Annotated in this window: 19 protein-coding genes; 8 read left to right on the top strand and 11 right to left on the bottom strand. The window is 67.9% G+C overall.

What is annotated here, in order from left to right; translation table 11 throughout:
* Window positions 1-41: 41 nt before the first annotated feature.
* Together CSC94_RS13080 and cckA are read right to left on the bottom strand one after the other, a co-directional pair.
* Window positions 42-551, bottom strand: coding sequence for a cupin domain-containing protein (locus tag CSC94_RS13080; RefSeq protein ID WP_099306795.1), 510 nt, complete (start codon window positions 549-551; stop codon window positions 42-44).
* Window positions 552-709: 158 nt separating this feature from the next.
* Window positions 710-3,301, bottom strand: a complete 2,592-nt coding sequence (gene cckA / locus CSC94_RS13075) for a cell cycle histidine kinase CckA (protein WP_099306907.1) — start codon at window positions 3,299-3,301, stop codon at window positions 710-712.
* Between the two features lie 238 nt (window positions 3,302-3,539).
* Here cckA and CSC94_RS13070 point away from each other — a divergent pair, with 238 nt between their 5' ends.
* Window positions 3,540-4,550, top strand: coding sequence for a flagellar biosynthetic protein FliO (locus tag CSC94_RS13070; RefSeq protein ID WP_165784425.1), 1,011 nt, complete (start codon window positions 3,540-3,542; stop codon window positions 4,548-4,550).
* 125 nt (window positions 4,551-4,675) lie between these two features.
* On the opposite strand, the gene dksA is transcribed toward CSC94_RS13070, so the two are convergent.
* The gene (dksA, locus tag CSC94_RS13065) at window positions 4,676-5,092 is read right to left on the bottom strand and encodes an RNA polymerase-binding protein DksA (protein WP_099306793.1); all 417 of its coding nucleotides are present in this window, start codon (window positions 5,090-5,092) and stop codon (window positions 4,676-4,678) included.
* Window positions 5,093-5,642: 550 nt separating this feature from the next.
* On the opposite strand from dksA, the gene CSC94_RS13060 reads away from it, so the two are divergent.
* The 4 genes from CSC94_RS13060 to CSC94_RS13045 all read left to right on the top strand — a co-directional run bounded on the left by CSC94_RS13060 (window position 5,643) and on the right by CSC94_RS13045 (window position 9,474).
* Window positions 5,643-6,152: a SixA phosphatase family protein gene (locus CSC94_RS13060; protein WP_099306792.1), complete on the top strand. Its 510-nt coding sequence runs from the start codon at window positions 5,643-5,645 to the stop codon at window positions 6,150-6,152.
* 78 nt (window positions 6,153-6,230) lie between these two features.
* Entirely contained in the window at window positions 6,231-7,706 is a 1,476-nt protein-coding gene (locus CSC94_RS13055) for a YcjX family GTP-binding protein (RefSeq protein ID WP_099306791.1), read from the top strand.
* Entirely contained in the window at window positions 7,703-8,821 is a 1,119-nt protein-coding gene (locus tag CSC94_RS13050; protein WP_099306790.1) for a YcjF family protein, read from the top strand. The genes CSC94_RS13055 and CSC94_RS13050 overlap by 4 nt, the downstream gene beginning before the upstream one ends.
* A gap of 116 nt (window positions 8,822-8,937) precedes the next feature.
* Window positions 8,938-9,474: a hypothetical protein gene (locus CSC94_RS13045; RefSeq protein WP_425356518.1), complete on the top strand. Its 537-nt coding sequence runs from the start codon at window positions 8,938-8,940 to the stop codon at window positions 9,472-9,474.
* 113 nt (window positions 9,475-9,587) lie between these two features.
* On the opposite strand, the gene folK is transcribed toward CSC94_RS13045, so the two are convergent.
* The 3 genes from folK to folP are packed head-to-tail and all read right to left on the bottom strand — an operon-like array spanning window position 9,588 to window position 11,327.
* Window positions 9,588-10,124, bottom strand: a complete 537-nt coding sequence (gene folK, locus CSC94_RS13040) for a 2-amino-4-hydroxy-6-hydroxymethyldihydropteridine diphosphokinase (protein ID WP_099306789.1) — start codon at window positions 10,122-10,124, stop codon at window positions 9,588-9,590.
* Window positions 10,105-10,473, bottom strand: coding sequence for a dihydroneopterin aldolase (gene folB / locus CSC94_RS13035; RefSeq protein ID WP_099306788.1), 369 nt, complete (start codon window positions 10,471-10,473; stop codon window positions 10,105-10,107). Before folB ends, folK begins: the two co-directional genes overlap by 20 nt.
* The gene (gene folP / locus CSC94_RS13030; protein WP_099306787.1) at window positions 10,470-11,327 is read right to left on the bottom strand and encodes a dihydropteroate synthase; all 858 of its coding nucleotides are present in this window, start codon (window positions 11,325-11,327) and stop codon (window positions 10,470-10,472) included. The genes folB and folP overlap by 4 nt, the downstream gene beginning before the upstream one ends.
* A 165-nt stretch (window positions 11,328-11,492) precedes the next feature.
* Here folP and CSC94_RS13025 point away from each other — a divergent pair, with 165 nt between their 5' ends.
* Complete coding sequence (locus CSC94_RS13025; protein ID WP_099306786.1) at window positions 11,493-12,089, top strand: DUF922 domain-containing protein; 597 nt, start codon at window positions 11,493-11,495, stop codon at window positions 12,087-12,089.
* A gap of 239 nt (window positions 12,090-12,328) precedes the next feature.
* Window positions 12,329-13,849 carry an AAA family ATPase gene (locus CSC94_RS13020; protein ID WP_099306785.1) on the top strand — a complete coding sequence of 507 codons (1,521 nt, stop codon included), beginning with the start codon at window positions 12,329-12,331 and terminating at the stop codon, window positions 13,847-13,849.
* A gap of 44 nt (window positions 13,850-13,893) precedes the next feature.
* Here the strand turns inward: CSC94_RS13020 and CSC94_RS13015 are convergent, their stop codons facing one another.
* Window positions 13,894-14,214, bottom strand: coding sequence for a 2Fe-2S iron-sulfur cluster-binding protein (locus tag CSC94_RS13015; RefSeq protein ID WP_099306784.1), 321 nt, complete (start codon window positions 14,212-14,214; stop codon window positions 13,894-13,896).
* Window positions 14,215-14,352: 138 nt separating this feature from the next.
* The gene (locus CSC94_RS13010; protein ID WP_099306783.1) at window positions 14,353-14,727 is read right to left on the bottom strand and encodes an Hpt domain-containing protein; all 375 of its coding nucleotides are present in this window, start codon (window positions 14,725-14,727) and stop codon (window positions 14,353-14,355) included.
* Window positions 14,728-15,080: 353 nt separating this feature from the next.
* Between CSC94_RS13010 and CSC94_RS13005 the strand changes: the two genes are divergently transcribed.
* Entirely contained in the window at window positions 15,081-20,579 is a 5,499-nt protein-coding gene (locus CSC94_RS13005; protein ID WP_165784424.1) for an apolipoprotein A-IV repeat region-like domain-containing protein, read from the top strand.
* A gap of 173 nt (window positions 20,580-20,752) precedes the next feature.
* On the opposite strand, the gene CSC94_RS13000 is transcribed toward CSC94_RS13005, so the two are convergent.
* The 3 genes from CSC94_RS13000 to CSC94_RS12990 all read right to left on the bottom strand — a co-directional run bounded on the left by CSC94_RS13000 (window position 20,753) and on the right by CSC94_RS12990 (window position 23,862).
* The gene (locus CSC94_RS13000; RefSeq protein WP_245408346.1) at window positions 20,753-21,415 is read right to left on the bottom strand and encodes an ABC-type transport auxiliary lipoprotein family protein; all 663 of its coding nucleotides are present in this window, start codon (window positions 21,413-21,415) and stop codon (window positions 20,753-20,755) included.
* Between the two features lie 88 nt (window positions 21,416-21,503).
* Complete coding sequence (locus CSC94_RS12995; protein WP_099306780.1) at window positions 21,504-23,060, bottom strand: MlaD family protein; 1,557 nt, start codon at window positions 23,058-23,060, stop codon at window positions 21,504-21,506.
* Window positions 23,061-23,064: 4 nt separating this feature from the next.
* Window positions 23,065-23,862 carry an ABC transporter ATP-binding protein gene (locus tag CSC94_RS12990; protein ID WP_099306779.1) on the bottom strand — a complete coding sequence of 266 codons (798 nt, stop codon included), beginning with the start codon at window positions 23,860-23,862 and terminating at the stop codon, window positions 23,065-23,067.
* Window positions 23,863-23,868 lie beyond the last annotated feature (6 nt).

The following is a 23,868-nucleotide window of genomic DNA, read 5'->3' as shown; positions in this document are numbered from 1 at the left end:
CCAAGGTTGCAGGTGCCGGGCCCGGGAGCGCCGTGACCCCGTCAGCCGCGGCCGACGAGGCGGGCCACGCGGGCGGCGACGCGCTCGGCGATATGCAGCGGCAGCGGCACGGCGCGCTGGTTGAAGGCGATCTTGCGCACGTAGCGCGGCACGTCCCACACCGCCGATGATCCGGCAGGGAAGAACAGGGTCGTTCCCGGAACGCCATGGTAGACCGTGCCGTCGTCATCCGTGACGATCACCTCGCCCTCCAGGATGAGAACGGTCTCGTCCCAGCCGAAATGCCAGCGGAACCTGCCCGCCGTGCACGACCAGTGCGCGGTGTTGCCCCAGCCGAGCGTGCCCGTGGCGAGGTAGGCGCAGCGCGCTTCCGGCTCGCCCTCGAGGATCCATTCCGGCCGGATCGGCGCCGGCTCAAGCTTGGCCGGGTCGAGATCGGCGGCGGTGAAGCGCGGCGCCGCCGGAACGTTCGGGGTCGCGGCCAGCTTGCGCAGGGCCACGCCGTTGGTCAGCAGCGCCAGCTTGAACAGTCCCGTGAATGCGAGCGGCATGGTTGTCCCCGATCTGCCCCGTCTTGATCGGCCATGCTGGCGGGCCATGCCTTAAGGATCGGTTGCCGCAGCCACGCCTCCCGGCCCCGCTCTTGCACCACGGTAAACCGGCCCCTTCCGCCATCGCTCGCATTTGAACGATCCGGACGGACCCGCCGTCAGTCGTCGCTTTCCAGCATGTCCTTGACCGTCTGCGCCAGCTGCTTGAGCGAGAAGGGCTTGGGCAGGAAGCCGAACTTGGCGTCGGCCGGCAGGTTCTTGGAGAAAGCTTCCTCGGCGTAGCCGGAGACGAAGATGAACTTGATGTCCGGCCGGCGCTTGCGCAGTTCGCCGAGCAGCGTCGGCCCGTCCATTTCCGGCATCACCACGTCGGAGACGACGATGTCGATCGCGCCGTCGAGTTCCTCGAACACGTCCAGCGCCTCGATGCCGGACGAGGCCTCGTGCACCGTGTAGCCACGTGCCGTCAGTGCGCGCAGGCTGCCCATGCGCACCGCGTCCTCGTCTTCCACCAGCAGCACGGTGGCCGAGCCGGACAGGTCGGTCTGGGTCTGCCTGGCCTGCGCCGGCGCCTCGGTGGACGGCGCGGTCGCGGCCTCGCCCTCCGCCTTCGGTGCCACTTCCGCCGGCACGTGGCGCGGCAGCAGGATGGTGAAGCGAGTCCCCTTGCCGACCTCCGAATCGCAATAGATGAAGCCGCCGGTCTGCTTGATGATCCCGTAGACCATCGAAAGGCCGAGCCCGGTGCCCTTGCCCACTTCCTTGGTAGTGAAGAACGGCTCGAAGATCTTCTTCAGCACGTCCGGTTCGATGCCCGTGCCCGTGTCGGCCACCTCGACGGCCACGTAGTCGCCCTCCGGCAGGCCTTTCCAGCGCGCCGCCTCGGCCTCGCCGGCCTCCATGTTGTGCGTCGACACGGTGATCGTACCGCCGTCGGGCATGGCGTCGCGCGCGTTGACCACCAGGTTGACGATCACCTGCTCGAACTGGCCGAGGTCCGCCTTCACCGGCCACAGGTCGCGGCCGTGTTCGACCTTCAGGTCGACCTGGTTTCCGGCCAGCCGCGCCAGCAGCATGCGCAGGTCCGCCAGCACGTCCGTCAGCCCCAGCACCTGCGGCCGCAGCGTCTGCCGGCGCGAGAACGCCAGCAGCTGGCGCACCAGCGAGGCGGCGCGGTTGGCGTTCTGCTTGATGTTCATGATGTCCGGGAACGACGGGTCGGACGCCCGGTGATTGATGAGCAGCAGGTCGGAGGCCATGATGATGGCCGTCAGCACATTGTTGAAATCATGCGCAATGCCGCCGGCAAGCTGGCCCACCGCCTGCATCTTCTGGCTCTGCGCCATCTGCGCTTCCAGCGCCTTCTGCTCCGTCGTCTCCACCGCATAGACGATCGCGGCTTCCTCTGCCTCCTCGCCGCCGCCGTCCACCACGGCATTGACGTAGAAGCGCATGTGCCGCTCCGGATCGTCCGGCAGCGTGGTGTCGATCGGCGCGATCTCGGCCTTGCCCTGCTTGGCCGCGTCCAGCGCGCGGGCGAAGTCGTCGCGCTGGTCCGGCGCGATCACCGCGTCCAGCGTGGCATGCGTGTCCACCGTGTCGCGGTCCACGATGCCGGAGAACAGCGACAGGAACGGCGCGTTGGTGCGCAGGATGCGGCCTTCGCCGTCGATCCCGGCAATCGCCATCGGCGTGGAATTGAAGAAGCGCGTGAACCGGATCTCGGCGGCCCGCGCGTCGAGCCCGGCGTGGTCGCCCTGGGCGCGGTTGAGCACGATCGACCGCGTCGGCCCCGGCTTCCCGTCGCGGCTGGCGGTCACCCGGTGCATGAAGCGGACGGGCAGCGCCTCGCCGTTTTCCGTGGTGATGTCGAGATCGATGACGGCATCGCGAATGGCCCCCGGCTCCGCCTTCACGGCATTGACCTGCGCCATGCCGTCGCCCGCCACGATGGAGGCCAGCGACAGCGACCCCGGCGCGAAACGCGCCAGGTCGACGCCCAGCCAGCCGGCCAGCGTCGCGTTCAGGTAGGTCACGCGGCCGTCCTCGTCGGCGGCGAAGAAGCCCGCCGGCGCGTGGTCGAGGTGGTCGATGGCCTGCTGCAGGTCCTGGAAATAGCGCTCCTGCTCGGCCCGTTCCGCCGTGATGTCGGCGATCTGCCAGCTCGAGAAGGGCTGGCGATGGCCCGGCATGGTCACCGGGCGCACCCGCAGCCGGTACCAGCGCGCGCCGGGCTCCCCGCCCGGCCGGATCGGCGTGGACAGGCGGAACTCGGCATCGGCCTCCTGCCCGTCCGACAGGCTTTGCGTCAGGCGGGCAACCGGTTCGGCCGATTCCGGGTTGGTCGACAGCAGGCTGCGCAATGTCCGGATGTCGGAAATCGACGTCGCGCCGGTCAGTGACGCGTAGGCGCGGTTGGCGTAGATCACCCGCTGCTTGGCATCGGTGATGATCATGCCCTGCGGCATGGAATCGATGAAGGCCTTGGCAAGGTCATTGCCCGACGACTGCGGCGCGGCCCGCACCACGCCGGTCACGGTGGCGAACAGGTAGCCCACGCCGATCATCGCCAGCAGGCCGAGGAAGCCGAGCAGCAGGGATTCGCTGATCCGTTCGCGGAAGATCACGAAGGCGAAGGCCGCCACGGTCAGCGACACGCCGAACATCAGGAGCCGCGCCACCGGCCCCGGACCGGCCCCCTTGTCGATCACCGGTACCGGATAGAAATCGCCCTGTTTTTCCCGCGCCATCGCCTCTGCCGTCCGCATGTCGTGTCTGGAATTTGCCGCGTCCCGCGCTCAAGCCCGGTTGGATCACATTCCGCGTCCGACCGGAAGCCCCGGCGCTCACAATGCCCGGGAAAAGCGCCAATACGCGTTGATAACAATGCCCTTCGCAGCGTTCTCCCTTGCGAAGCCCCTTCCAGGGCCTAGAGTTTACCGGATAACCGCGGGCGGTGCGGGGCAATTCGAGGGGAAGGATAGAAGAATGAACTGGCTCGGTGACACGATCGGACAGGGACCGGCAACGGCGGTGACATGGATTGTCGCGGTCCTGGTGATCCTGGTTCTCTTCCTCCATGCGCTGCGCATGGTCAGGGCCATGCTGCCGGGCACATACGTGCGCGGCGGAAAGAGCAAGCATCGCCTCGCCGTTGTCGATGCGGCACCGGTCGATGCCAAGCGGCGCCTGATCCTGGTGCGGCGCGACGGTGTCGAACATCTCCTGCTCATCGGCGGCGCCGGCGACGTGGTCGTCGAGCCTGCCATCGGCCATGGGCCCGCCGCCATGCCACGCCCCGCCCAGGGGCCGGGCCGGACGGCAGGTCCCGCCCGCCAGCCCGCGCCACCGGCCCAGCCGCGCCAGCCGGCCCGCGCCGAGCAGGAAATGGACCGGGAGCGCGCCGCATCGATCGCCGCGGCGGTCGCCGCCGCGCCGGCGGTAGCAGCCATGGCCACCCATCGCGAGGAGCCGCGGGAAGAAGCCGCCCCGCCCCTGCCGCCGGATCACGGCGTGGAGCATGCACCGGCGCCGGAACCCGTTCCGGAAGCGCCGCCCCCGCCGCCGACCGGGGAGCCGGTACCGCCGGCCGCCCGGACGTCTGAGACCCCGGTCGCTGAACCGGCCCCCGCCAGTATCGACATGCCGGCCTACGAGGAGCCCGCGCCTGCGCCCCCGGTGGGCACGCACCAGCCGACCTGGCAACTGACACAGGCCGCACCGCCCGCGCCGGCACCATCGCCGGTGCCGGAACCGGAACCTGCGGCGGCCGCCGGGCAGGACGAGGATGACGATGTCCTGACCAGCGACCTGATGCGTGAACTGCAGGAGACCCTCGCCCCGGTTCGCGAGCCGCAGCCGGCCCAGGCACCCGAACCGGCGCCTGCGCCCCAAGCCGAAACGCCGGAGCCGCAGCCTCAGGCGGAAAAAAGGGAACTGTCGCTGGAAGAGGAAATGTCGCTGCTGCTGCAGGATCTCACCCGCGACAGCAAGGGCTGATCGCACCGCCGCCGGCAGGGGCATGACGCCTGCCGGCCGCACATCGCGGCATCACCCGCAAAGAAAAAAGCGGCCCCCTCCGGGACCGCTTTTCCATTCCATGCCGGTATCGCGCGAACGAGGGCTCAATCGTCGCGATACACCTTTTCGCGGCGCTCGTGGCGCTCCTGAGCCTCGATCGACAGCGTGGCGATCGGCCTCGCGTCGAGACGGCGCAGGGAGATCGGCTCCCCGGTCTCTTCGCAATAGCCGTAGGTACCCTCATCGATTCGCATCAGCGCGGCATCGATCTTGGAAATCAGCTTGCGCTGCCGGTCCCGTGCCCGCAGTTCGATCGCCCGGTCGGTCTCCGACGAGGCCCGGTCGGCGAGGTCCGGATGGTTCTCGCTCTCCTGCTGCAGCGTTTCCAGCGTTTCACGCGCCTCGCGCAGGATATCGCTTTTCCAGTTGATGAGCTTTTCCCGGAAATAGGATTTCTGGCGCTCGTTCATGAATGGCTCGTCATCCGACGGCACGTATCCCGTTTCAATAACTTCCGACATGCAATTCACCCGCTTTCCTGAACCCAGAGATATTCACGGCCGCCCCTGCAGGCAAGCCGCTAGCGCTTTTTCGCAACGGAAATGCGACAAGGGCCGTTTCTCGTAAGAAGCAAATGTCGTGCCATTCAATCTCCCTATCGGCAATCGATTTCTGCCGCCCGTCTGGCGGGGCGTGCCTTGGTTGCAGGACGATGCGAAATCCCCCTGTGGGCAACTGCCTGAAATGACAGCACACCCCGAAGAATCACAGACCGGTTTCGCGGCCGCCTTGCGACTGCGGCGTCCTTTAGCCCACGGCGTTGTGAAACACAATACAAGGCATTCAAATTGTTGGGGTTTCAGCAGCATTCGAGCCGCACGGAAAATGCCCCGGAGGAACGGTCGCCCGCCCGGGAAACAAACAGATCGAACCCTCTTATCCATCCGGCCAATTGCGCCGGCCCGGGGCTCTTTCCTATTTTCGGCAGGACCAATATCAGATTTCTCCGGCGCAGGACATACCTTGTGCCAATTTCGGAAATCGGGCGGCCACGCCGCGGAAGGAGCGCCGATGAGTCGGCTTTATTTGCTACGCCATGCCCGCGCCGCGTGGCCGATGCCCGGCATGCGCGATTTCGACCGCCCGCTCGAGCCCGGCGCCCGGGGCGAGGCCGAGGCGATCGGCCTCGCCATGCGTGCGAACGGCCAGCGGCCCGACACCGTCATCTGCTCGACATCGCGGCGGGCGCGGGAAACCTGGGACGGTCTCGCCGAAGGCCTGGAGATGGACCCGGACAACGCGGAATTCCTCGACGACCTCTATTGCACCGATGCGGCCGGCTACATCGACATCGTTCACAAGCACCCGCGCACGGCCTCGATCATGGTCATCGGCCACAATCCGATGCTCGAGGATCTCGCCTTTGCCTTGTGCAAGCGCGGCGGCGAGAGCGAAAGCACGACCATGGAAAACGGTTTCGCGCCCTGCGGGCTCGCGGTGATCGATTTCGAAACGCCCCTTTCCGCGATCGCGCCGGGCAAGGGCCGGCTGCGCCTGTTCATGACGCCCGAAGACCTCTGACAGCGCGTTCCGCCCTTCCTTTCAAATGGTTTCGCCGGCACCTATATGGTCGGCAGACAGGAAAGGGCGCCCGCTGGCATGGCGAATTCAATGACGACGATGGCCGACGAGGCGCGCATCGCGCTCGACACGCTGGGCGAGCGCCTCACGAGCCTGGGCGAACCGGCCTTGCGCCTGGGGGTGACGGGCCTCTCCCGCTCCGGCAAGACGGTCTTCATCACCGCGCTGGTGCACAATCTCATCCATGGCGGGCGGCTGCCGATGTTCGAACCGCACAAGTCGGGCCGCATCGAACGCGCCTACCTTCAGCCCCAGCCCGACGACCAGGTGCCGCGGTTCCAGTACGAGGATCACGTCCGCGCACTGGTCGAGGACCGCACCTGGCCCGATTCCACCCGGGCCGTCTCGCAACTGCGCCTGACCATCGAGTACGAATCGGCCAGCGGCTGGAGCCGCGTGTTTTCCGGCGGCCGCCTGTCGCTCGACATTGTCGATTACCCCGGCGAATGGCTACTCGACCTGCCGCTGCTCGGGCAGACATATGCCGCGTTTGCCGGCGAATCGCTCGAGCTGGCGTCGACACCCGTCCGGGCCGACCTCGCCGGCCCCTGGCTGGAAAGGCTGGCAACGGTGGACCCCTACGCGGCAGCGGAGGAACAGACCGCCGTCGTCCTCGCGCAGGCCTTCACGGCCTATCTGAGGGCCTGCCGCAGCGACGAGCGCGCCCTGTCCACCCTTCCACCGGGCCGTTTCCTCATGCCAGGCGACCTCGACGGGTCCCCGGCCCTGACCTTCGCCCCGTTGCGACTGGAACCCGGCAAACCCATCCCCAGGGACAGCCTGGCCGCAATGATGGAGCGCCGCTTCGAGGCCTACAAGACCCATGTCGTCAAGCCGTTCTTCCGCGAACACATCACCCGGCTCGATCGCCAGATCGTCCTGATCGACGCCATGCAGGCGCTCAATGCCGGGCCGGCCGCCATGGCGGACCTCGAACGGGCGCTGACCGGCGTCATGTCCTGCTTCCGCCAGGGCAGCGGCAATTTCCTCACCAGCCTGTTTTCCCGCCGCATCGAGCGCATTCTCGTCGCCGCCACGAAGGCGGACCACATCCACCACGAAAGCCACGACCGCCTGCAGGCCATCGTCGGCCGCCTCGTCGACCGCGCGGTCAAGCGGGCCCGCTTCTCCGGCGCCGAGGTCGACGTGCTGGCCATGGCCGCCGTGCGCGCGACCCGGGAAGGCACGGTGCGCCAGGGCGGCGAGACGCTTCCGGTCATCATCGGCCAGCCGCTGGCCGGCGAGCGGATCGGTAACGAGACTTTCGGCGGGAAGCGGGAAACGGCCATATTTCCCGGGGACTTGCCATCTGATCCTGATTCGGTTCTGCAACAGGCGGCCGCGTCCGCGCCGCAGGGCGACGAGCCGCTTGTCCGCTTCGTCCGCTTCCGACCGCCGAAGCTGGAACGCACCATGGAGGGCCTGACCCTGTCCCTGCCCCACATCCGCCTCGACCGGGCACTGCAGTTTCTCATCGGAGACAGGCTGGCATGAACAAGACCCCGCGCAGGCCCGCTGCCTTTGCCGTCGCCCCGGAGCCGCAGCTGCAGCCCCGTTCCGAAAGCGCCGACGCCATCCGGAAAGACCCGGAGCCCGCTGCCGCGGCCGCGCCCCGCAGGCCGCGTGCGGTCAGCGGCGAGGCCATGGCCCACGTGACACCGGAGGCCAAAGATCCGTTCCTCGCCGAGGCGCTGGAGGATGCCGTCGCCCCGGTTCCGCCCGCGCCGGCCAGGCGCTTCTCCTTCGCCCGGCTCCTGTTCTGGGCGCTCGGCCTGCTCGGATCGCTGGCCATCGGTCTCTGGATCGACAGTTTCGTCCGGTCCCTGTTCGCAAGGTCCGACTGGCTCGGCTGGACGGCGACCGGCCTTGCGGCAACGGCGGGCCTCGCCCTGCTGGCCATTCTCGCACGCGAATTGCTGGCGCTTCGCCGCCTGTCCAGCATTGCCAGGATCCAGGCCGCGGCGGCCGATGCCGTGGTGCACAAGGATATCCGCAAGGCGCGCGGCGTCACGGCCGACCTCCTCTCGCTGGTCAGGGACAAGCCGGAACTGGCCGCCGGGCGCGCCCTCCTCGCCCGCCAGGAGAACGAGGTGATCGACGGGCCCGACCTGCTCGCCCTGGCCGAGCGCGACCTGCTCGGCCCGCTCGATGCCGAGGCCAACCGGCTGGTGATGGATGCCTCCAAGCGCGTGTCCGTCGTCACCGCGGTCAGCCCGCGCGCCCTCGTCGATGTCGGCTACGTGGTGTTCGAGGCCGCCCGCCTGATTCGCCGCGTTTCCGCCGTCTATGGCGGCCGCCCGGGCACGATCGGCTTCTTTCGCCTGGCCCGCGCGGTGATCTCCCACCTTGCCGTGACCGGAACCATGGCCGCCAGCGACAGTCTGGTCGGGCAGGTCCTTGGCCACGGCATCGCCTCCCGGCTTTCCGCGCGTCTCGGCGAAGGTGTCGTCAACGGCCTGATGACGGCGCGGATCGGCCTTGCGGCCATCGACGCCTGCCGTCCGATGCCGTTCATTGCGCTGAAAAGACCCGGAATCGGTGGCATCCTTGCAACACTGACGCGGTTTTCCGGGCAGCAGCCGGCCGGCGAGAAGGCTCCGGAGCGCTGAGGGATTGCCGTTTGCGGCAGACTCGATCACTCTTGTAGCGGTCCGGAAAAGAAAGCCTTAACCATTCTTGGCAATCATTCGGGCCAATCGACCACGCCACGTCAACCGGGTGAATCATGCTGAAAAGCGCCGCCACGACTGCCGCCATTCTTCTGGCCACTGCCACGGGCACCATGGAAGGAGCCGTGGCTGCGGATCGCGACCATGAGTTCTTCCGTTCGCTCTCCGGCGAGTGGTCCGGCCCCGGCGAAATCGTCGCCGGCAAGTACAAGGGCACCAAGTTCGTGTGCAATTTCACCGGCGAGACGCCTGGTGCGCGCGTCGGCGTGACCCTCGACGGCAGCTGCCGTGTCGGCATCTTCTCCCAGAAGATGCAGGCCAGCATCGAGAAGCGCGGCCGCGGCTATCGCGGCAAGTTCCTCGATGGCGCCAAGGGCAAGGGCCTCGACGTCGTGTCCGGCAATGTGGATGGCCAGCGTGTCGTCCTGTCGCTGGTGCGCAACAAGCTGCGTGGCGCCATGCTCGCCCGCCTGGCGAGCAAGGACGCGATGAACGTGACCGTCTCCGTCAAGGTCGACAAGAAGATGGTTCCCGTCATCGGCATGAGCCTGAAGCGGGTCGACGACCGGGCCACCGGCTCCATCAAGCGCTAAAATACGGATTTTCCGCGACCGGGCCTGGCCGGCGGCGCTTGCGCCGGCGCTGCCGGGCCTGTTGCGTGCTGATCGCCGGCCGCCCGCTCCCGCCAGCGAAGGTGGCGGCGTCCTCAGTCCGTCGATCCGCCGCGCCACCAGTCCGCCGGCAGGTCCAGGCGCGTCATCCCGCTCCGGTCGGCGTCCCGCACCAGGTCGGCCACGCGCCGCCCGGCCAGACGAAGGTCGGGCGCGATCTCGGCCAGCGGAAGCAGAACGAACGCCCGTTCCGATGCGCGCGGATGCGGTATCGTCAGGCCCGGCGCGTCCACCGGCGGTCCGTCATGGGCCAGGATGTCGATGTCGATCGTGCGCGGACCCCAGCGCATCTGGCGTTCGCGCAGCCACTCCCGTTCCAGCGTCAGGCAGGCATCGAGCAGGGCGTCCGGCGCGAGCGCGGTGCGGATACCGGCACAACAGTTGAGGAAATCGGGCTGGTCCGTCACGCCCCACGGCGGCGTGCGGTACAGGCCGGAAACCGCCGCCACGTCGGTATCGGCCCGGCCGTCCAGCGCCTGCAGCACTCCGGCCATGGCCGCGGCCACGTCGCCGACGTTGCCGCCAAGTCCCAGCCATGCGGTCCGTTTCGCGTCAGGACTGGGGCCAGCCAACCGTCACCTCGACATGGTCCAGCACGCCCGGCACCGGTGCATTGGGCTTGCGCACCGTGATCTCGGCATGGCTGATCTGCGGAAAATGCTCGCACATCGCCTTGGCGCATTCGAGCGCCAGCGCCTCGATCAGGTAGCGGCGCTTGCCGGTGATGATCTTTTCGATGGTGACGAAAGCAATGCCATAGTCGACCGTCCGTTCGATCGTGTCGCGGACAAGCGCGTCGCCGGCATTCACGGTCAGCACGGCATCGACATAGAAGCGCTGTCCCAGCGTCTCTTCCTCGTCCAGCACTCCGTGCCGGGCGAAGAAGGCGCAATTCTTCATCCGGATCGTATAGACGCTCATGACTGGTCCTCTTCCTTGCCCCCGGGGATTTCCGCCATCATCGCATCCGCGATGCACATCGCATCCCGATTGATTGCGACATCATGCACCCGGATTACGGCAGCCCCGCGAACGCGCAGCAGCGCCGTCGTCGCCGCCGTGCCGGCGTCCCGCGCATCGGCCTCGCGGCCCGTTGCATGGCCGATGAAGCGCTTGCGCGACGTTCCCGCCAGCAGCGGGTAGCCCAGACCGTGCAATTCGGCGAACCGCGCCATCAGGGCGAAGTTCTCGTGCGGATCCTTGGCGAAACCGAACCCCGGGTCGAGCATGATCTGGCTGTCGGCCACGCCGGCCTCCCGCGCGATCGTCAGCGAGCGGTCCAGGAACAGCCGCTGGTCCTCGATCACGTCCGTCAGGCGCTCGCGCTCTCGCCCCGTGTGCATGATGACCAGGCCGGCGCCCGTCTCCGCCGCCAGCCGGGCAATGCCGGGTTCCCGCTGCAGGCCCCAGACGTCGTTGACGATATGCGCTCCCGCCTTCACCGCCAGGGCAGCGGTGTCGGCCCTGTAGGTATCGACGGAGAGCAGGACGTCACCTTCCCCGGCCAGCGCCTCGATCACAGGCAGCACCCGCGCCTGCTCTTCGGCCGCGCTCACGGCAGCCGCGCCCGGGCGCGTCGATTCGCCGCCGACATCGATGATCGCGGCACCCTCGGCGACCATCCGCCGGGCCTGGTCCACCGCGGCGCCGATACCGTCGAACCGCCCGCCGTCGGAAAAGGAATCGGGCGTGACATTGAGGATTCCCATCAGGATCCCCCTGTTCCCAAGCGCCAGCTGGCGCCCGTGGGCCAGCGTCCAGGTCCTCGTTTCCATCCGCGCGGTCTCCCTTGCATGGCGGCTCGGTCGTGGCGCCGTTTTGAGCGCCGGAGTGAAAAAAATCAAACGCTTTGATGCCCGTGGCGAAACGTTCCACCCGTCAAATCATTTGCTATTGGACCGGGCAGTGATCAAACTGGCCATCTGACCGGGGACCGTTTCATGGACGCAAGACTGGCAATCCTTTTCGTGACCCTGGCCGCGCTGGGGCGGCCGGCCATGGCCGCCGACGTCCGCGTCGTGGAGCGGCACTACACCGTGCGCGGGGCCACCATGCAGGAGATCGAGCGCCAGCTGGAACGGCGGGGGCCGAAGCTTGGCGGCCACCTCGGCCATCCGGCGGCCACCCGCATGGAATTCAAGACCCGCGTCGACTATGCCGAGCACGAACACCTGTGCCGGGTGGCCAGCACCCATGTGAGCCTCGTCGCGACAATGACGCTGCCGCGCTGGAACCAGCCGCGCAACGCATCGCGCGAAACCGTCCTGTTCTGGCAGGCGCTCGACCAGGATATCCGGCGCCACGAGCGTCGCCATGCCGATATCGCAGCCACGCATGCGCGGCGGCTCGAAAGCGCCCTTACCGGCCTCACGTCCCGCCAGGGCTGCGAGGCGCTCGAAGCGCGGGTCGCCCGCGTCACGGCCCGGATCATGAAGCAGAACGACGATGCCCATGCCGCCTTCGACGGCAAGGAGGGCAACGAGTTCGAGCGCCGCCTTCGGGGCCTGATCGGCAAGCGCCGGGGCATGATGAACTGACCGGCATTTCCCCTGTGGGTTAGCGCCGCCCGCAGCGCCTCGCGGCTTGAACCGGGCATGGCCGTCTGGCTAGACAGGAAGCTAGGACCGGGACCCGGCGAATCGCCCCTGCCCGTGCGGGCATGACGGCATTCGGCGGACCCGCTTTGGTGGCCCGTGCCGTCCATGCGGCGACCTGGGCGCATTGCGACGAGCGGGGAACCGGAAAAGATGCACGCGACACAACCATCACTTCGCCGATGAAGATCGAAATCGAAATGGGAACCGCGCCGGCCGGGGCGCAAGCATTGATCGACCTGGAGGAACTCCTGGCGACGCGCCTCCTCGTGCAGGGCAATTCCGGCTCCGGCAAGTCGCATCTGCTGCGCCGGCTGCTGGAGCAGAGCGCGCCCTGGGTACAGCAGTGCATCGTCGATCCCGAAGGCGACTTCGTCACGCTGGCCGACCGCTTCGGCCATCTTGTGGTCGATGCCAACCGGCCGCTGGAGGAACTGGAAGTCATCGCCGCGCGGGTTCGCCAGCATCGCGTATCCACGGTGCTCAACCTCGAAGGGCTGGAGATCGAGGGCCAGATGCGTGCCGCCGCCGCCTTTCTCAATGCGCTGTTCGATGCGGACCGCGACCACTGGTATCCCATGCTCGTCGTCGTCGACGAGGCGCAGATGTTCGCGCCCGTTTCCGCCGGCGAATTCTCCGACGATGCGCGCCGCGCCTCGCTCGGCGCCATGACGAACCTGATGTGCCGCGGCCGCAAGCGCGGCCTTGCCGGCGTCATCGCCACCCAGCGACTGGCCAAGCTGGCCAAGAACGTGGCCGCCGAAGCCTCCAACTTCCTCATGGGCCGCACCTTCCTCGACATCGACATGGCGCGCGCCTCCGACCTGCTCGGCATGGAGCGCCGCCAGGCCGAGATGTTCCGCGACCTGAAGCGCGGGCATTTCATCGCGCTCGGCCCCGCCCTGTCGCGCCGCCCGGTTCCCTATGTCATCGGCAATGTCGAAACCTCGGCCCGCTCTTCCAGCCCCAAGCTCGTGCCGCTGCCCGAGACACCGGCCGATGCCCGCGACCTGATCCTCAAGGACGCCGCGGTCGAGGCCGCCCGGCCCGTGCGCAGGCCGCCGCGGCCCGCGCCGCCGCCCCCGGCCGAGGGCATTCTCGAGCAACTCGCCCGCGCCGCCGACCAGCGCGCGGCCCAGGCCGTCAGTGAAGCCGAGACGGCCGCCGAGGCGGAGCCCGTCGACGAGGCCGAACGGGAAGCGGCCCTGGACGCCGTCATGGCCGATCTCATGGCCGATCCGGAGGCCGGTTTCCGCACCGACGCGGAGCTTTACCAGGATTTCCTCGTGCGTTGCCGCATCCGCCGGGTCGCCGGCGCGCTGCCGGCCATGGGCGCCTTCCGCAACCGCCTCGCCGTTGCCCGTGCCGGGGCCGGCGCGGAAACCACGGCGACGACGGAATGGGCCTCGGCCATCGCCCTGTCTCAGTCGATTCCGGAAGATCTGCAGGGCGTGTTCCTGCTCGTGGCCCGGGCGGCCATTGAAAGGGCGCCCTGCCCCTCCGACGCCACGCTGGCGCGCGCCTACGGCAGCCATTCACCGCGCCGGGCGCGCCGGTTCCTCGCCTATTTCGAGGAGCACGGCCTGGTCGTCCTGCGCAGCGACCTCAAGGGCCGGCGGATCGTCGCCTTTCCGGACCTCGAAACGGAAACGGCCGCCGGCGATCCGGACGGGCCGGACAGCCTTGCCGCCGCAGCGGAGTGACATGTCTTTCTTGCGGGCTGCCCTCGCCGGGCCGGGTAAACCGGTCAGGCCTGGCGTTCGGGAATGTGCACGACCAGGCCGTCGAGCGCATCGCTGACGGTGATCTGGCACGACAGGCGTGACGTCGGACGCGGCTCATGGGCGAAGTCGAGCATGTCCTCTTCCATCGCCTGCGGCTTGCCGGTCTTCTCCGACCATGCCTCGTCCACGTAGACGTGGCACGTGGCGCAGGCGCAGGCGCCGCCGCATTCCGCCTCGATCCCCGGCACGGAATGCTTGATGGCGTTCTCCATCACGGTCGTACCGTTTTCTGCCTCGATTTCGTGGCGGGCGCCGTCATGGTTGACGAAGATGATCTTGGTCATGGGCCTTGAAGTCCGGTGTTCGGTTGTCTCGGGCGAAGGCTCTAGAGCAAATGAACCGAAACAGGCAACCGCTTTCCGGCCTGGACCATCAGAAATCCGGCTTCCGGCAGGCGGCGGCCCCGGCCCCGCCACGACCGGTCAACGGCTGATCGAGGCGATCTGGTCGCGGATCGCGCCGAGTTCCCGGGCAAGGCCGCGCACGAGTTTCCGGTCGCCGGGCGAAGCCTCGAGCCGTTCGCACAGGGCGGCAAGGCGAACCGCGCCGACGCTGCGCGACGATCCCTTGAGCGTATGGGCAAGCCGCTGGCTGGTGGCCGGGTCCGCGCTGGCAAGCGAATCCACGGCCAGCGCCGCCTGCTGCATGAACATGGCGAGCACCTCCTGCTCCAGCGCCCGGTCGCCGAAGGTCTGGCGTTCCAGTTGTTCGAAATCGATGGGCCGTCCGGCCCGTGCCGGGCACGTTTCTCCGCCGGGCCGGTCGAACGCAACCGTTTCCTGTCTCTGCACAGCCATGGCTTGTCCCCGCTCGTCTCTGCTGTTCGGCCATCCTCCCTGTTTCCTGTGGACAATGCGTTAACGTCAGGCCGCGCTTGCCTTTTCGACCACGGAATCGCCGGATTCCGCCTCGAAAACTTGTCATTGTCCGGGCCGCTCACATGTGCTGTTAACCTTATGTTTAAACATTTAAGCATCGCCGCCTTAGGCGGTTTCAATTGCCGCGGTGTGCCAGTACGATACGCCCGGTTGAGTAGCATGGGGCTGGGAATGCGCCTGCCGGTGTAGAACGGCGGGCGTGAACACGACAGACAGGCTCTGCAAACGAGAGAGTATTCGGTATGGCGACGACACCCAAACAGACGGCTGACTTGGACAAGGCAGTGGATTCGGCGCTCGACGAAGAACTCGACATCGATTTCGATTTCGACGCCGCCGACGTGGACGACATCGGCCTCGACCTCGACAATTTCGAAGCCCGGATCGACGCAGCCGCCGACGAGATCGCGGCCGCCGGCAAGGATGAGCCGGCCACCGACACGACCGCTGCCGGGGCAGCAGCCGCGACGGCGGCAGCCGCGGCCACCGCGGCGGCAACCGTGCGCCGTGAACCGGTCATCGATCCGGCCGACGAGGCCGCCCTCAAGCCCAAGCCATCGACGCAGCCGGAGCCTGCCCGCCAGGAATCCCAGCGCCAGCCGGCCTCCATCGCCGCGGCCAACGACGACCGCCAGAAGGACCATCGCGCCCTCGTCAAGGCAATGAACCGCCGCTCGTCGACCGCCATCTACTGGGGGATTGCCGGGCTTTGCGTCGTCTGGATTCTGGGCGGCATGGCTGTCGCCGACATGCTCTATTCGCCGCAGATCTGGCAGATTTCGTCGTTCCGCGAATTCGCAACGACCCCCTATGCCATCGGGCTGTCCATCGCCATCCTGGTGCCCTGCCTCCTGTTCTGGGCCTTCGGCGTCATGGTCCGGCGCGCCCATGACATGAAGCTGGCCGCCCAGAGCATGACCGAGATCGCCTACCGGCTCGCCGAGCCGGAGAACCTGGCCACCGACCGCGTCGCCACGGTCGGCCAGGCGGTGCGCCGCGAGGTCCAGGCGCTCGGCGAAGGCATCGAGCGCACGCTGGCGCGCGCCGTGGAACTGGAAACCCTGGTCCATTCCGAGGTCAACGAGCTCGAGCGCGCCTATTCCGACAACGAGATCCGCATCCGCACCCTGGTCGATGGCCTCGGCAACGAGCGCGAGGCGGTCATTTCGCATGCCGAGCGCGTCCGCTCCTCGATTGCCGGAACGCACGAGCAGTTGAAGGACGAGATGTCGCGCTCCTCCGACATCATCAAGACCAATGTCCTGGAGGCCGCGCGCCAGCTCGCCACACAGATCAACCTGTCCGGCGACAACCTGGTCAGCCGCATCAACGAGAGTGGCACCTCGATCTTCAAGTCCATCGAGGACCGCACCGACGACATCACCAACCGCATCTCGACGTCCGGCGAGGCCTTCGCCAGCCTTCTCGACACGCGCATCGCCACGCTGAGCGAGCGGACCGAGGCGGCCGCGGGTACCCTCGCCTCGTCGCTCGACGACCGCACCCGCGCCCTCGTCGAACGGTTGAACGAGAGCGCTGCCACGCTCACCACGGCGCTCGACCAGCGCTCGGCGAGCCTGTCTTCCACGCTGGACGAACGCTCGGCCAACCTGACGAGCGTCCTCGACGAGCGGGCCGGGACCCTGGGGGCGGCCATCGACGAGCGCACCGGCCGGCTGTCGTCCCTCATCGATGACCGCACGGGCAACCTGTCCAGCACGCTGGACGAGAAGGCCGGCGCGCTGTCGGCCACGCTGGATGAACGGGCCGGCAGCCTGGCCGCCGCCATCGAGGAAAAGACCAACAACCTCAACACGATCCTCCAGGAGCGCGGCTCCGGCCTGGTGTCCCTGCTCGGCGACACCACCAACACGCTCAACAGCGAGTTCGACCGCCGCCTCGGCGAGATCCAGGCGACGCTGGCCGAGCGCGGCCAGGCGCTGATCGGCGAGTTCGAGACCCGGGCGCATGCCCTCGACACCGGCACGCAGCGCCTGAACGAGGCGCTGGAAGCCCGCGCCCGCCAGATCAACGAATCGCTGCTCGAGCGCACCCGCGAGATCGCCGGCGCCTTCACCACGGGCCGCGACGAGGTGACGGCCCTCATCGAATCCGGCAAGACCGCCATCGGCGAGGACATGACGGGCTTCGTGGCCGCGACCGGCGCCATGATGGAAGAGAAGACTGCCGAGCTGAAATCCCGGCTGGAGGAAAACGCCACCGCCATTACCGGCAGCCTGGAGGAGCGGACCAACGCCATCACCGGTGCGCTGGACGAGAAAACCACGGCGATCACCGCCGGCTTCGACGAGCGCGCGGCGGCCATTGCCAGCAGCCTTGGCGAGCGGACCACGGAGATCACCCGCGCGCTGGACGAAAGGACCACGGCCATCACCGCCGGGTTTGACGAGCGTGCGGCTGCCCTTGCCGCCCGGCTCGACGAGAGCACCGGCAGCCTGACCTCGCGCGTCGACCAGTCCGCCACCGCGGCGGCCGACCGCATCGACCAGACCTCCGGCAACCTGGTGAATCGCATCGGCGAAAGCGCCGAGAGCATCCGCCTCCGGCTCGATGAGACGGCCGGCGCGATCACGGGCCACCTGGACAGCACCGCGGCCAACGTGACGGGTCGCCTGGACAGCACCGCCGGCGCGATCACCGGCCAGCTTGACGAGAAGGCGAACGCGATCACCGGGCGTCTCGACGAGACCGCCGGCAGGATCGGCGAGCAGCTCTCCCGCACCGCATCCGAGGTCACCGGCACCATCGACAGCGCCGGCAGCGCCGTGACCGGCCGCCTGGCCGAGGTCGGCTCCACCGTCGTCGGCAAGCTCGGCGAAACCTCCGAGACGATCCGCCTGCGGATGGACGAGACCGCGACCGAGGTCACCGGCCGTCTGGACCAGACAAGCTCGTCGCTCGCCGGGCGCCTGAACGAGACCTTCAACACGCTGACCGGCCAGCTCGACGAGACCGCCAGCCGCATGGCGATCCGCCTCGACGATGCACGCCAGCAGATCAGCGGCCTGCTTGCCGACGACCTTGAAAAGGCCGCGGCCGCGCGCGACAGCCTGGCCAGCCAGCTTTCCGCCGATTTCGCCCGGACCGAGGAGAGCCGCGCCCAGCTGGCAACCTTCATTTCCGGCGAGATCACCCGCGCGGAGGCAGATCGCGCCCGCATCGCGGCGCTGGTCGGCGAGGAAGTCTCGAAGATCGACGGGCACCGCCGCGAGCTTCTCGACGCCATGGCGAATGAATTTGCCCGTGCCGGCGACGATCGCGAGGCCTTCAAGGAGGCCGTCGGCCGCCACCTGGAGAATTTCCAGTCGATCCGCCGCCAGATCGCCGACGACGTGGAAAAGGACGTGGTGAAACTCGAAGAGGCCTTCACCCGCCAGACCGGCATCATCGACGAACGCACCTCGACCATGGAGAAGGCGCTCAGCTTCGGTGTCGACAACGTGCGCAAGGCGCTCGAGCAGAGTGCCGGCACGGTTGCCCAGACGCTGCGCGAACGCATCGTGGAGGCCACGGCCCACCTCCAGCTTGAAACCGGCAAGAGCTTCGACGCCGCGCAGCGCCAGCTGGCCGAGCGGACCGCCGAGCTCGAACGCGTGTTCAGCGAAGCCACCCAGCGCTTCGACGGCTCGGCCAACCAGACCGTCGCCCGCGTCGAGCAGGCCCTGGTCGATGCCGATCGCGTGCTGGCCGACACCGTGGGCTCGTCGTCCAACGCGCTGCAGCAGCGCATCGACACCATCATGGACGCCCTGTCCTCGAAGGATGCCCGCATCGGCGAACTGATCGACCGCAATGCCGAGCAGGTCCGCACCGCCATCGCCGACATCGAGAACGCCTTCATGACCGTCGATGGCCGTCTGCTCGACCGCGCGACGGCGACCGCGGAACAGCTGGAGAGCCGGTCGCTCGCCATTTCCCAGGTCTTCGCCGAGATCCAGTCGCGCATGTCCAGCGAAGCCGATGCGGTCGTCCAGCGCCTTGGCAACCAGGTCACCGACGCCGAACGCCGCCTGGCCGACGGTGCCGAGCAGATCGCCTCCCGCCTTGGCGAGAAGGTGGCGGAATCGGAGAGCCAGCTGGCCGCCAAGGCCGAGGCCATCGCCGGAACGCTGCACGCGGTCAACCAGCACATCACGCAGGGCACCAACGACGCCGCGCGGACGATTTCCGCCAAGGCGGAGGAACTGTCCAGCAGCCTGTCGCAGCGCACCGCCGATATCTCCCGCATTCTGGAAGAGGAAGCCCGCCCGCTGGTCGACCGCTTTGCCGCCAGCGGCGGCGCCATGAAGCGCACGCTGGAACAGGCCACGGCAGAAGCCTCCGAGCGGCTGCGGGCCGAGAACGAGGCCCTCGTCAACGCGCTTCAGGCCCGCACCGCCGAGACCCTGTCGGCCGTCGAGAGCGCCAGCAGTTCGCTGACCGAAAACGTCGATTCGCTGATCGGCCGCCTCACCTCGTCCAACGCCCGCCTTGGCCAGCTCATCGATCTGGCGCGGACCAACCTGGGCGAAGTGGACGAGAAGCTTGCCGCGACGACCGAATCCTTCTCGTCGCGGGCCGAGAAGGCCGCGCAGACCTTCAGCGCCTCGGCGAGCATCCTCGAGAATTCCACCGGCAAGCTCGGCGAACTGTCGACCGGCGCGCTGTCCCAGATCGCGTCGCTGGCCCGCACCTTCGAGGAGCACGGCGAGCTTCTGAACAATGCCTCCACCATGATCGGCGCGGCACAGGGCAGCCTCAACACGACGCTGAACGACCGCCAGGAGGCCCTCGAACGCCTGAGCAGCGGGCTCATCGCCAAGTCGGAGGAAATCCAGAAGGCGATGCGCAATTTCGAGGCGCTTGTCGTCCACTCCGCGGACACGGCCCAGGGCCGCACGCGGGAAACGGCCGAGCAGATCCGCGACGCCATCCAGGAGGTCATCGATTCGGCCACCGAGCGGTTCTCCGGCGCGACCGAGGAAATCCGCCGCACCGCCGGCGCCATCCGCTCCGAGCTGGAAGTGACCCGCGAGGAACTGCGTCGCGGCGTGCTCGACATGCCCGAGGAGGCCCGCGAGTCCACCTCGGCCATGCGGCGTGCCGTGTCGGAGCAGATCAATGCCCTGAAGGAGCTCTCCGAGATCGTCACCCGCTCGGGCCGCGCCTTCGGCGTTTCGCAGCAGGCCGCCCGCACCGAGCCGGTGGCGCCGCCTGCCCCTGCACCTGCCCCGGCCCCGGCGCCTGCACCCCAGGCCAGCCAGCCGGTGGCCCGCGCTCCCGAGCCGCGCAGGCCCGCCCCCGCGGAACCGGCGCCTGCGCCGGCAGGCCAGACGGGCGGCTGGGTCCAGGACCTTCTGCGCCGCGCGTCAGTCGACGAGGCACCGGCACCGCGCCGCGCCGCCGCCGACACGCGCTCGCCGCGCCAGGTGGTGGATTCGCTCAACTCCATTTCCGTCGATATCGCCCGGGCCATCGACCACGAGGCGGCGATGGAACTGTGGAAGCGCTATTCCAACGGCGAGCGCAATGTCTTCACCCGCCGGCTCTACACGCTGAAAGGCCAGCAGACCTTTGACGAGATCCGCCGCAAGTACCAGTCGGACACGGAATTCCGCACCGTGGTCGACCGCTATTGCGACGATTTCGAACGCCTGCTCGCCGACGTCACCCGCAACGACCGCGATCCGTCGGTGGCGCAGAGCTACCTCGCCTCGGAACAGGGCAAGGTCTACACCATGCTCGCCCACGCGAGCGGCCGGCTGCGCTGATCCGGCAGGACCGCGTCAATCGGGAAAAGGCGGGCCGCGTGCCCGCCTTTTTTCATTGTTGGAGGTCCGGTTCCGGCCAGCCGCCGGCACGCGCCGAGATCGGCCAGCCGCCGGCACGCCGATGCGAGGCCCAGGCGAAGGCGGTGCTGATTGTCAGCGAGATAGACGAAGGATCAGATGGTTCCGAGGACCCAGTCGACGATCTGCGACGAGACGTCGTTGAACGCCGCGTCGAGCGCACGCACGTAGTCGCCGTTGGATCGTCCGGCCAGCGGAGCCTCCGCCTCGAACACCTTCTGGCGGGCCACGACGCCCCTGCGATCGTTCAGGAGACGCACCGCCAGGGCCACCCTGGCCCGTGGTGCGCCGCCGTCGAGCAGCACTTCGAAGCTGCGGACGTCGGTGATCATCTGGTAATCGATGGCCAGACCTTCGCCCGGGCGCCCGATCCCCCGAATCCGCCCGGACCGCTGGAAGCTCTCGATCAGGCGCGCCTGGATCACCTTGGGCAGGCGGTCGCTCCACTGCGCACCGCCGAGATAGGCGATCTCGCCGGGTGCCGGCCGCAGCATGATGTTCTCGCCGTCCAGCGCCTTCAGGGCCACCGGTTCGTTGACGAGAACCTGCTTGCGGACCACGCGCGGCCCGCTCTGCGAAGGCTGCACGGCGGAGAGGTCGAACGTGTCGAGCGGCTTCGGCTTGCCGCCGACGAGCGCGCAGGAAGAAACGCCAAGGGCGATCCCGGCGAACAGGGCCGCACGCAGGCCCGTGCGCCAGCCGCGGCGCGCATGCTGCGCGCCTGGGGCGATGCCGTTCGTTACGCGGGTTACTGTCAAACCGTTTACTCGTCCCGGTTTTCCGGGCCGTCCCCCTGACAACACGAAATTGCGCCCCGCGCCTTCTTGCGCTGCGGAACCGCCGGAGTCAACGCCGCCTGCGACCATCGATGGTCCGAACCTCCCCTGCTCCACCGGTGATGATCCTTTGCGGATTGCGCTCCAGGTCCGAAATCGCCGATTCGATCCGGTTGATGGCACGCCGTCCGTCGCGCACGAAGGCTTCCACGTCGCGCAGGCCGGTCGTCGAGAACCGCGACAGGCCGGCGGTGATCGGGCCAAGCCGCTCGTTGAGCGTATCGGCGACCTGGCGGAACGACTTGAACGTGGCGCGCGCTTCGGCGACCAGCCCTTCCCCGTCGCCGGAATTGAGCATGGTGTCGACTTTCTCCAGCAGCCCGTCCACCCGGGCCGAGGCGGCGTTCAGCCGGTCCATCGTCTGGCGCGTGTCGGCGATGATCTTGTCGATGTCCTCGCCCTTGCCGGCAACGCGGTTCGAAATCGAGGAGATGTCCTCGCTCGCCTTGCGGAAGTTCGACACCATGACCGAGACGTCGTCCGGCTTCACGCCCTCCATGATCTTGTCGACCTTTTCGAAAGTGCCGGACGCCTTGGAGCCGAGGTCGGCAAGCGAGGCCGACCCCTTCGAAACGTTGTCGATGATCTTGTCGATATCCTCGCCCTTGGCCGCGAAGCGCTCGGAAATCGCCGAGATATCGTCGCTCGCCTTGCGGAAGTTCGACACCATGACCGAAACGTCCTCCGGCTTCACGCCTTCCATGATCTTGTCGACCTTGTCGAAGGTCGAGGACGCCTTTCCGCCGACGTCGGCCAGCGACGCGGACGCCTTGGAGATGTCCGCCATGATCGTATTCAGGTCGCCGGTGGATTCGTTGAGCCGCTGCATGAAGCCGTCGGCATTGTCGACGATCTTGGAAACCTTCTCGGCATCGACCGCCTTCAGCACGTCCTCGGCCGCCGCCAGCGTCGTGTCGAGCCGGCCGGACACGCTCTTGAGCGTTTCCGACAGCGAGCCGACGCTGTCGAGAAACTTGTCGATGCCTTCCGCATTGTCGGCCAGCGCCTTGGAAAACGTTTCCGCGTTCTTGGCCGTGTTGGTCACCGGCTCGCGCACGTCGTCGACCACGCCTTCCAGTTTGGTCAGCACGCGGTCGGCCCGCGTCATCAGTTCCTGCGCCGTGTTGGTGAGATTGTTGACCGAGGACGCATTGGCGCTGATCTTTGCCACCGTGCCCGCCTTTTCCGCCTCCAGCAGCAGGTTCGGCTCGTCGGCATTGCCGCCCTTCAGGTCGACGTTGGCCGCGAACGACAAGCCGGCGATGACGATATTGGCCGTCGTCGAACGGGTCAGCGGCGTCTGCCGGTCCACCTTGGCGCGCGCGATGGCGACCCCCGGCTTCTTGGGATCGATGTAGACCTGCTCCACCTGGCCCACGCGCACGCCGTTGAACATCACGATGGAGCCGCGGTCGAGGCCGGCCGCCGAGCCCGGGATCACGATCTCCAGCGGCAGCGCGTCGGCATACTGGTTCGGCCGCGCCGTCCAGTAGACGAAGCCGAAGGCCGCCGCGATCAGGGCCAGCGTGATGATGCCCACGGTGACGTAATTGGCTTTCGTTTCCATCGCCTCAGCTGTCCTGTCCTGCCGGCTGCCGCACGATCTGCCGCGCCCGCTTGCCACGGAAATAGGCCTTCACCCAAGGGTGGTCCACTTCCAGCATGCTTTCAACCGTCCCTTCGACCAGCACCTTGCGGTCTCCGAGCACCGCGACGCGGTCGCAGACGGAGAAAAGGCTGTCGAGATCATGGGTCACCATATAGACCGTCAGGCCCATCGTGTCGCGAAGGTTGGCGACGAGTTCATCGAATTCAGCCGCGCCGATCGGGTCGAGGCCCGAGGTCGGCTCGTCGAGGAAGACGATGGCCGGGTCCAGCGCCAGTGCCCGCGCAAGGGCCGCGCGCTTGATCATGCCGCCGGACAGTTCCGACGGCTTCTTGTCGGCCGCATCCGGCGCCAGGCCGACGAGTTCGATCTTCAGGTGCGCCAGTTCGTCCATCAGCGCCCTTGGCAGGTCGAGGTATTCGCGCATCGGCACCTGGATGTTTTCCTTCACCGTGAGCGCGGAGAACAGGGCACCATGCTGGAACAGAACGCCCATGTTGGTGTCGATGTCGAAACGGTCCGCTTCGCTGAGGTGGTCCAGGTCGTGGCCGAAAAGCGTGATCTGCCCTGCCCGCTTGCGGTTGAGCCCCAGGATGGTGCGCAGCAGCACCGACTTGCCGGCGCCCGACGCGCCGACGAAGCCGAGGATTTCCCCGCGCCGCACGTCCATGTCGAGGTTTTCCAGCACCAGCTTGTTGCCGAATCCCACGGTCACTCCGCGGGCGGTCAGGATCACCTCGTCTGTGCCGTTCGCTCCACCCATCACCGG

The sequence above is a fragment of the Zhengella mangrovi genome (assembly GCF_002727065.1).
Lineage (GTDB): Bacteria > Pseudomonadota > Alphaproteobacteria > Rhizobiales > Rhizobiaceae > Zhengella > Zhengella mangrovi.
The sequence above is the reverse complement of the archived record's forward strand: the minus strand, read 5'-3'. Positions and strand labels throughout refer to the sequence as shown.

Coding starts and splice junctions, on each gene's coding strand:
- CSC94_RS13050 (WP_099306790.1), top strand. CDS start 7,703: ATGAACAAGACCCCGCGCAGGCCCGCTGCCTTTGCCGTCGCCCCGGAG.
- CSC94_RS13080 (WP_099306795.1), bottom strand. CDS start 551: ATGCCGCTCGCATTCACGGGACTGTTCAAGCTGGCGCTGCTGACCAAC.
- CSC94_RS13070 (WP_165784425.1), top strand. CDS start 3,540: ATGAACTGGCTCGGTGACACGATCGGACAGGGACCGGCAACGGCGGTG.
- dksA (WP_099306793.1), bottom strand. CDS start 5,092: ATGTCGGAAGTTATTGAAACGGGATACGTGCCGTCGGATGACGAGCCA.
- CSC94_RS13045 (WP_425356518.1), top strand. CDS start 8,938: ATGCTGAAAAGCGCCGCCACGACTGCCGCCATTCTTCTGGCCACTGCC.
- folB (WP_099306788.1), bottom strand. CDS start 10,473: ATGAGCGTCTATACGATCCGGATGAAGAATTGCGCCTTCTTCGCCCGG.
- CSC94_RS13025 (WP_099306786.1), top strand. CDS start 11,493: ATGGACGCAAGACTGGCAATCCTTTTCGTGACCCTGGCCGCGCTGGGG.
- CSC94_RS13020 (WP_099306785.1), top strand. CDS start 12,329: ATGAAGATCGAAATCGAAATGGGAACCGCGCCGGCCGGGGCGCAAGCA.
- cckA (WP_099306907.1), bottom strand. CDS start 3,301: ATGGCGCGGGAAAAACAGGGCGATTTCTATCCGGTACCGGTGATCGAC.
- CSC94_RS13060 (WP_099306792.1), top strand. CDS start 5,643: ATGAGTCGGCTTTATTTGCTACGCCATGCCCGCGCCGCGTGGCCGATG.
- CSC94_RS13015 (WP_099306784.1), bottom strand. CDS start 14,214: ATGACCAAGATCATCTTCGTCAACCATGACGGCGCCCGCCACGAAATC.
- CSC94_RS13010 (WP_099306783.1), bottom strand. CDS start 14,727: ATGGCTGTGCAGAGACAGGAAACGGTTGCGTTCGACCGGCCCGGCGGA.
- CSC94_RS12990 (WP_099306779.1), bottom strand. CDS start 23,862: ATGGGTGGAGCGAACGGCACAGACGAGGTGATCCTGACCGCCCGCGGA.
- CSC94_RS12995 (WP_099306780.1), bottom strand. CDS start 23,060: ATGGAAACGAAAGCCAATTACGTCACCGTGGGCATCATCACGCTGGCC.
- CSC94_RS13055 (WP_099306791.1), top strand. CDS start 6,231: ATGGCGAATTCAATGACGACGATGGCCGACGAGGCGCGCATCGCGCTC.
- folP (WP_099306787.1), bottom strand. CDS start 11,327: ATGGAAACGAGGACCTGGACGCTGGCCCACGGGCGCCAGCTGGCGCTT.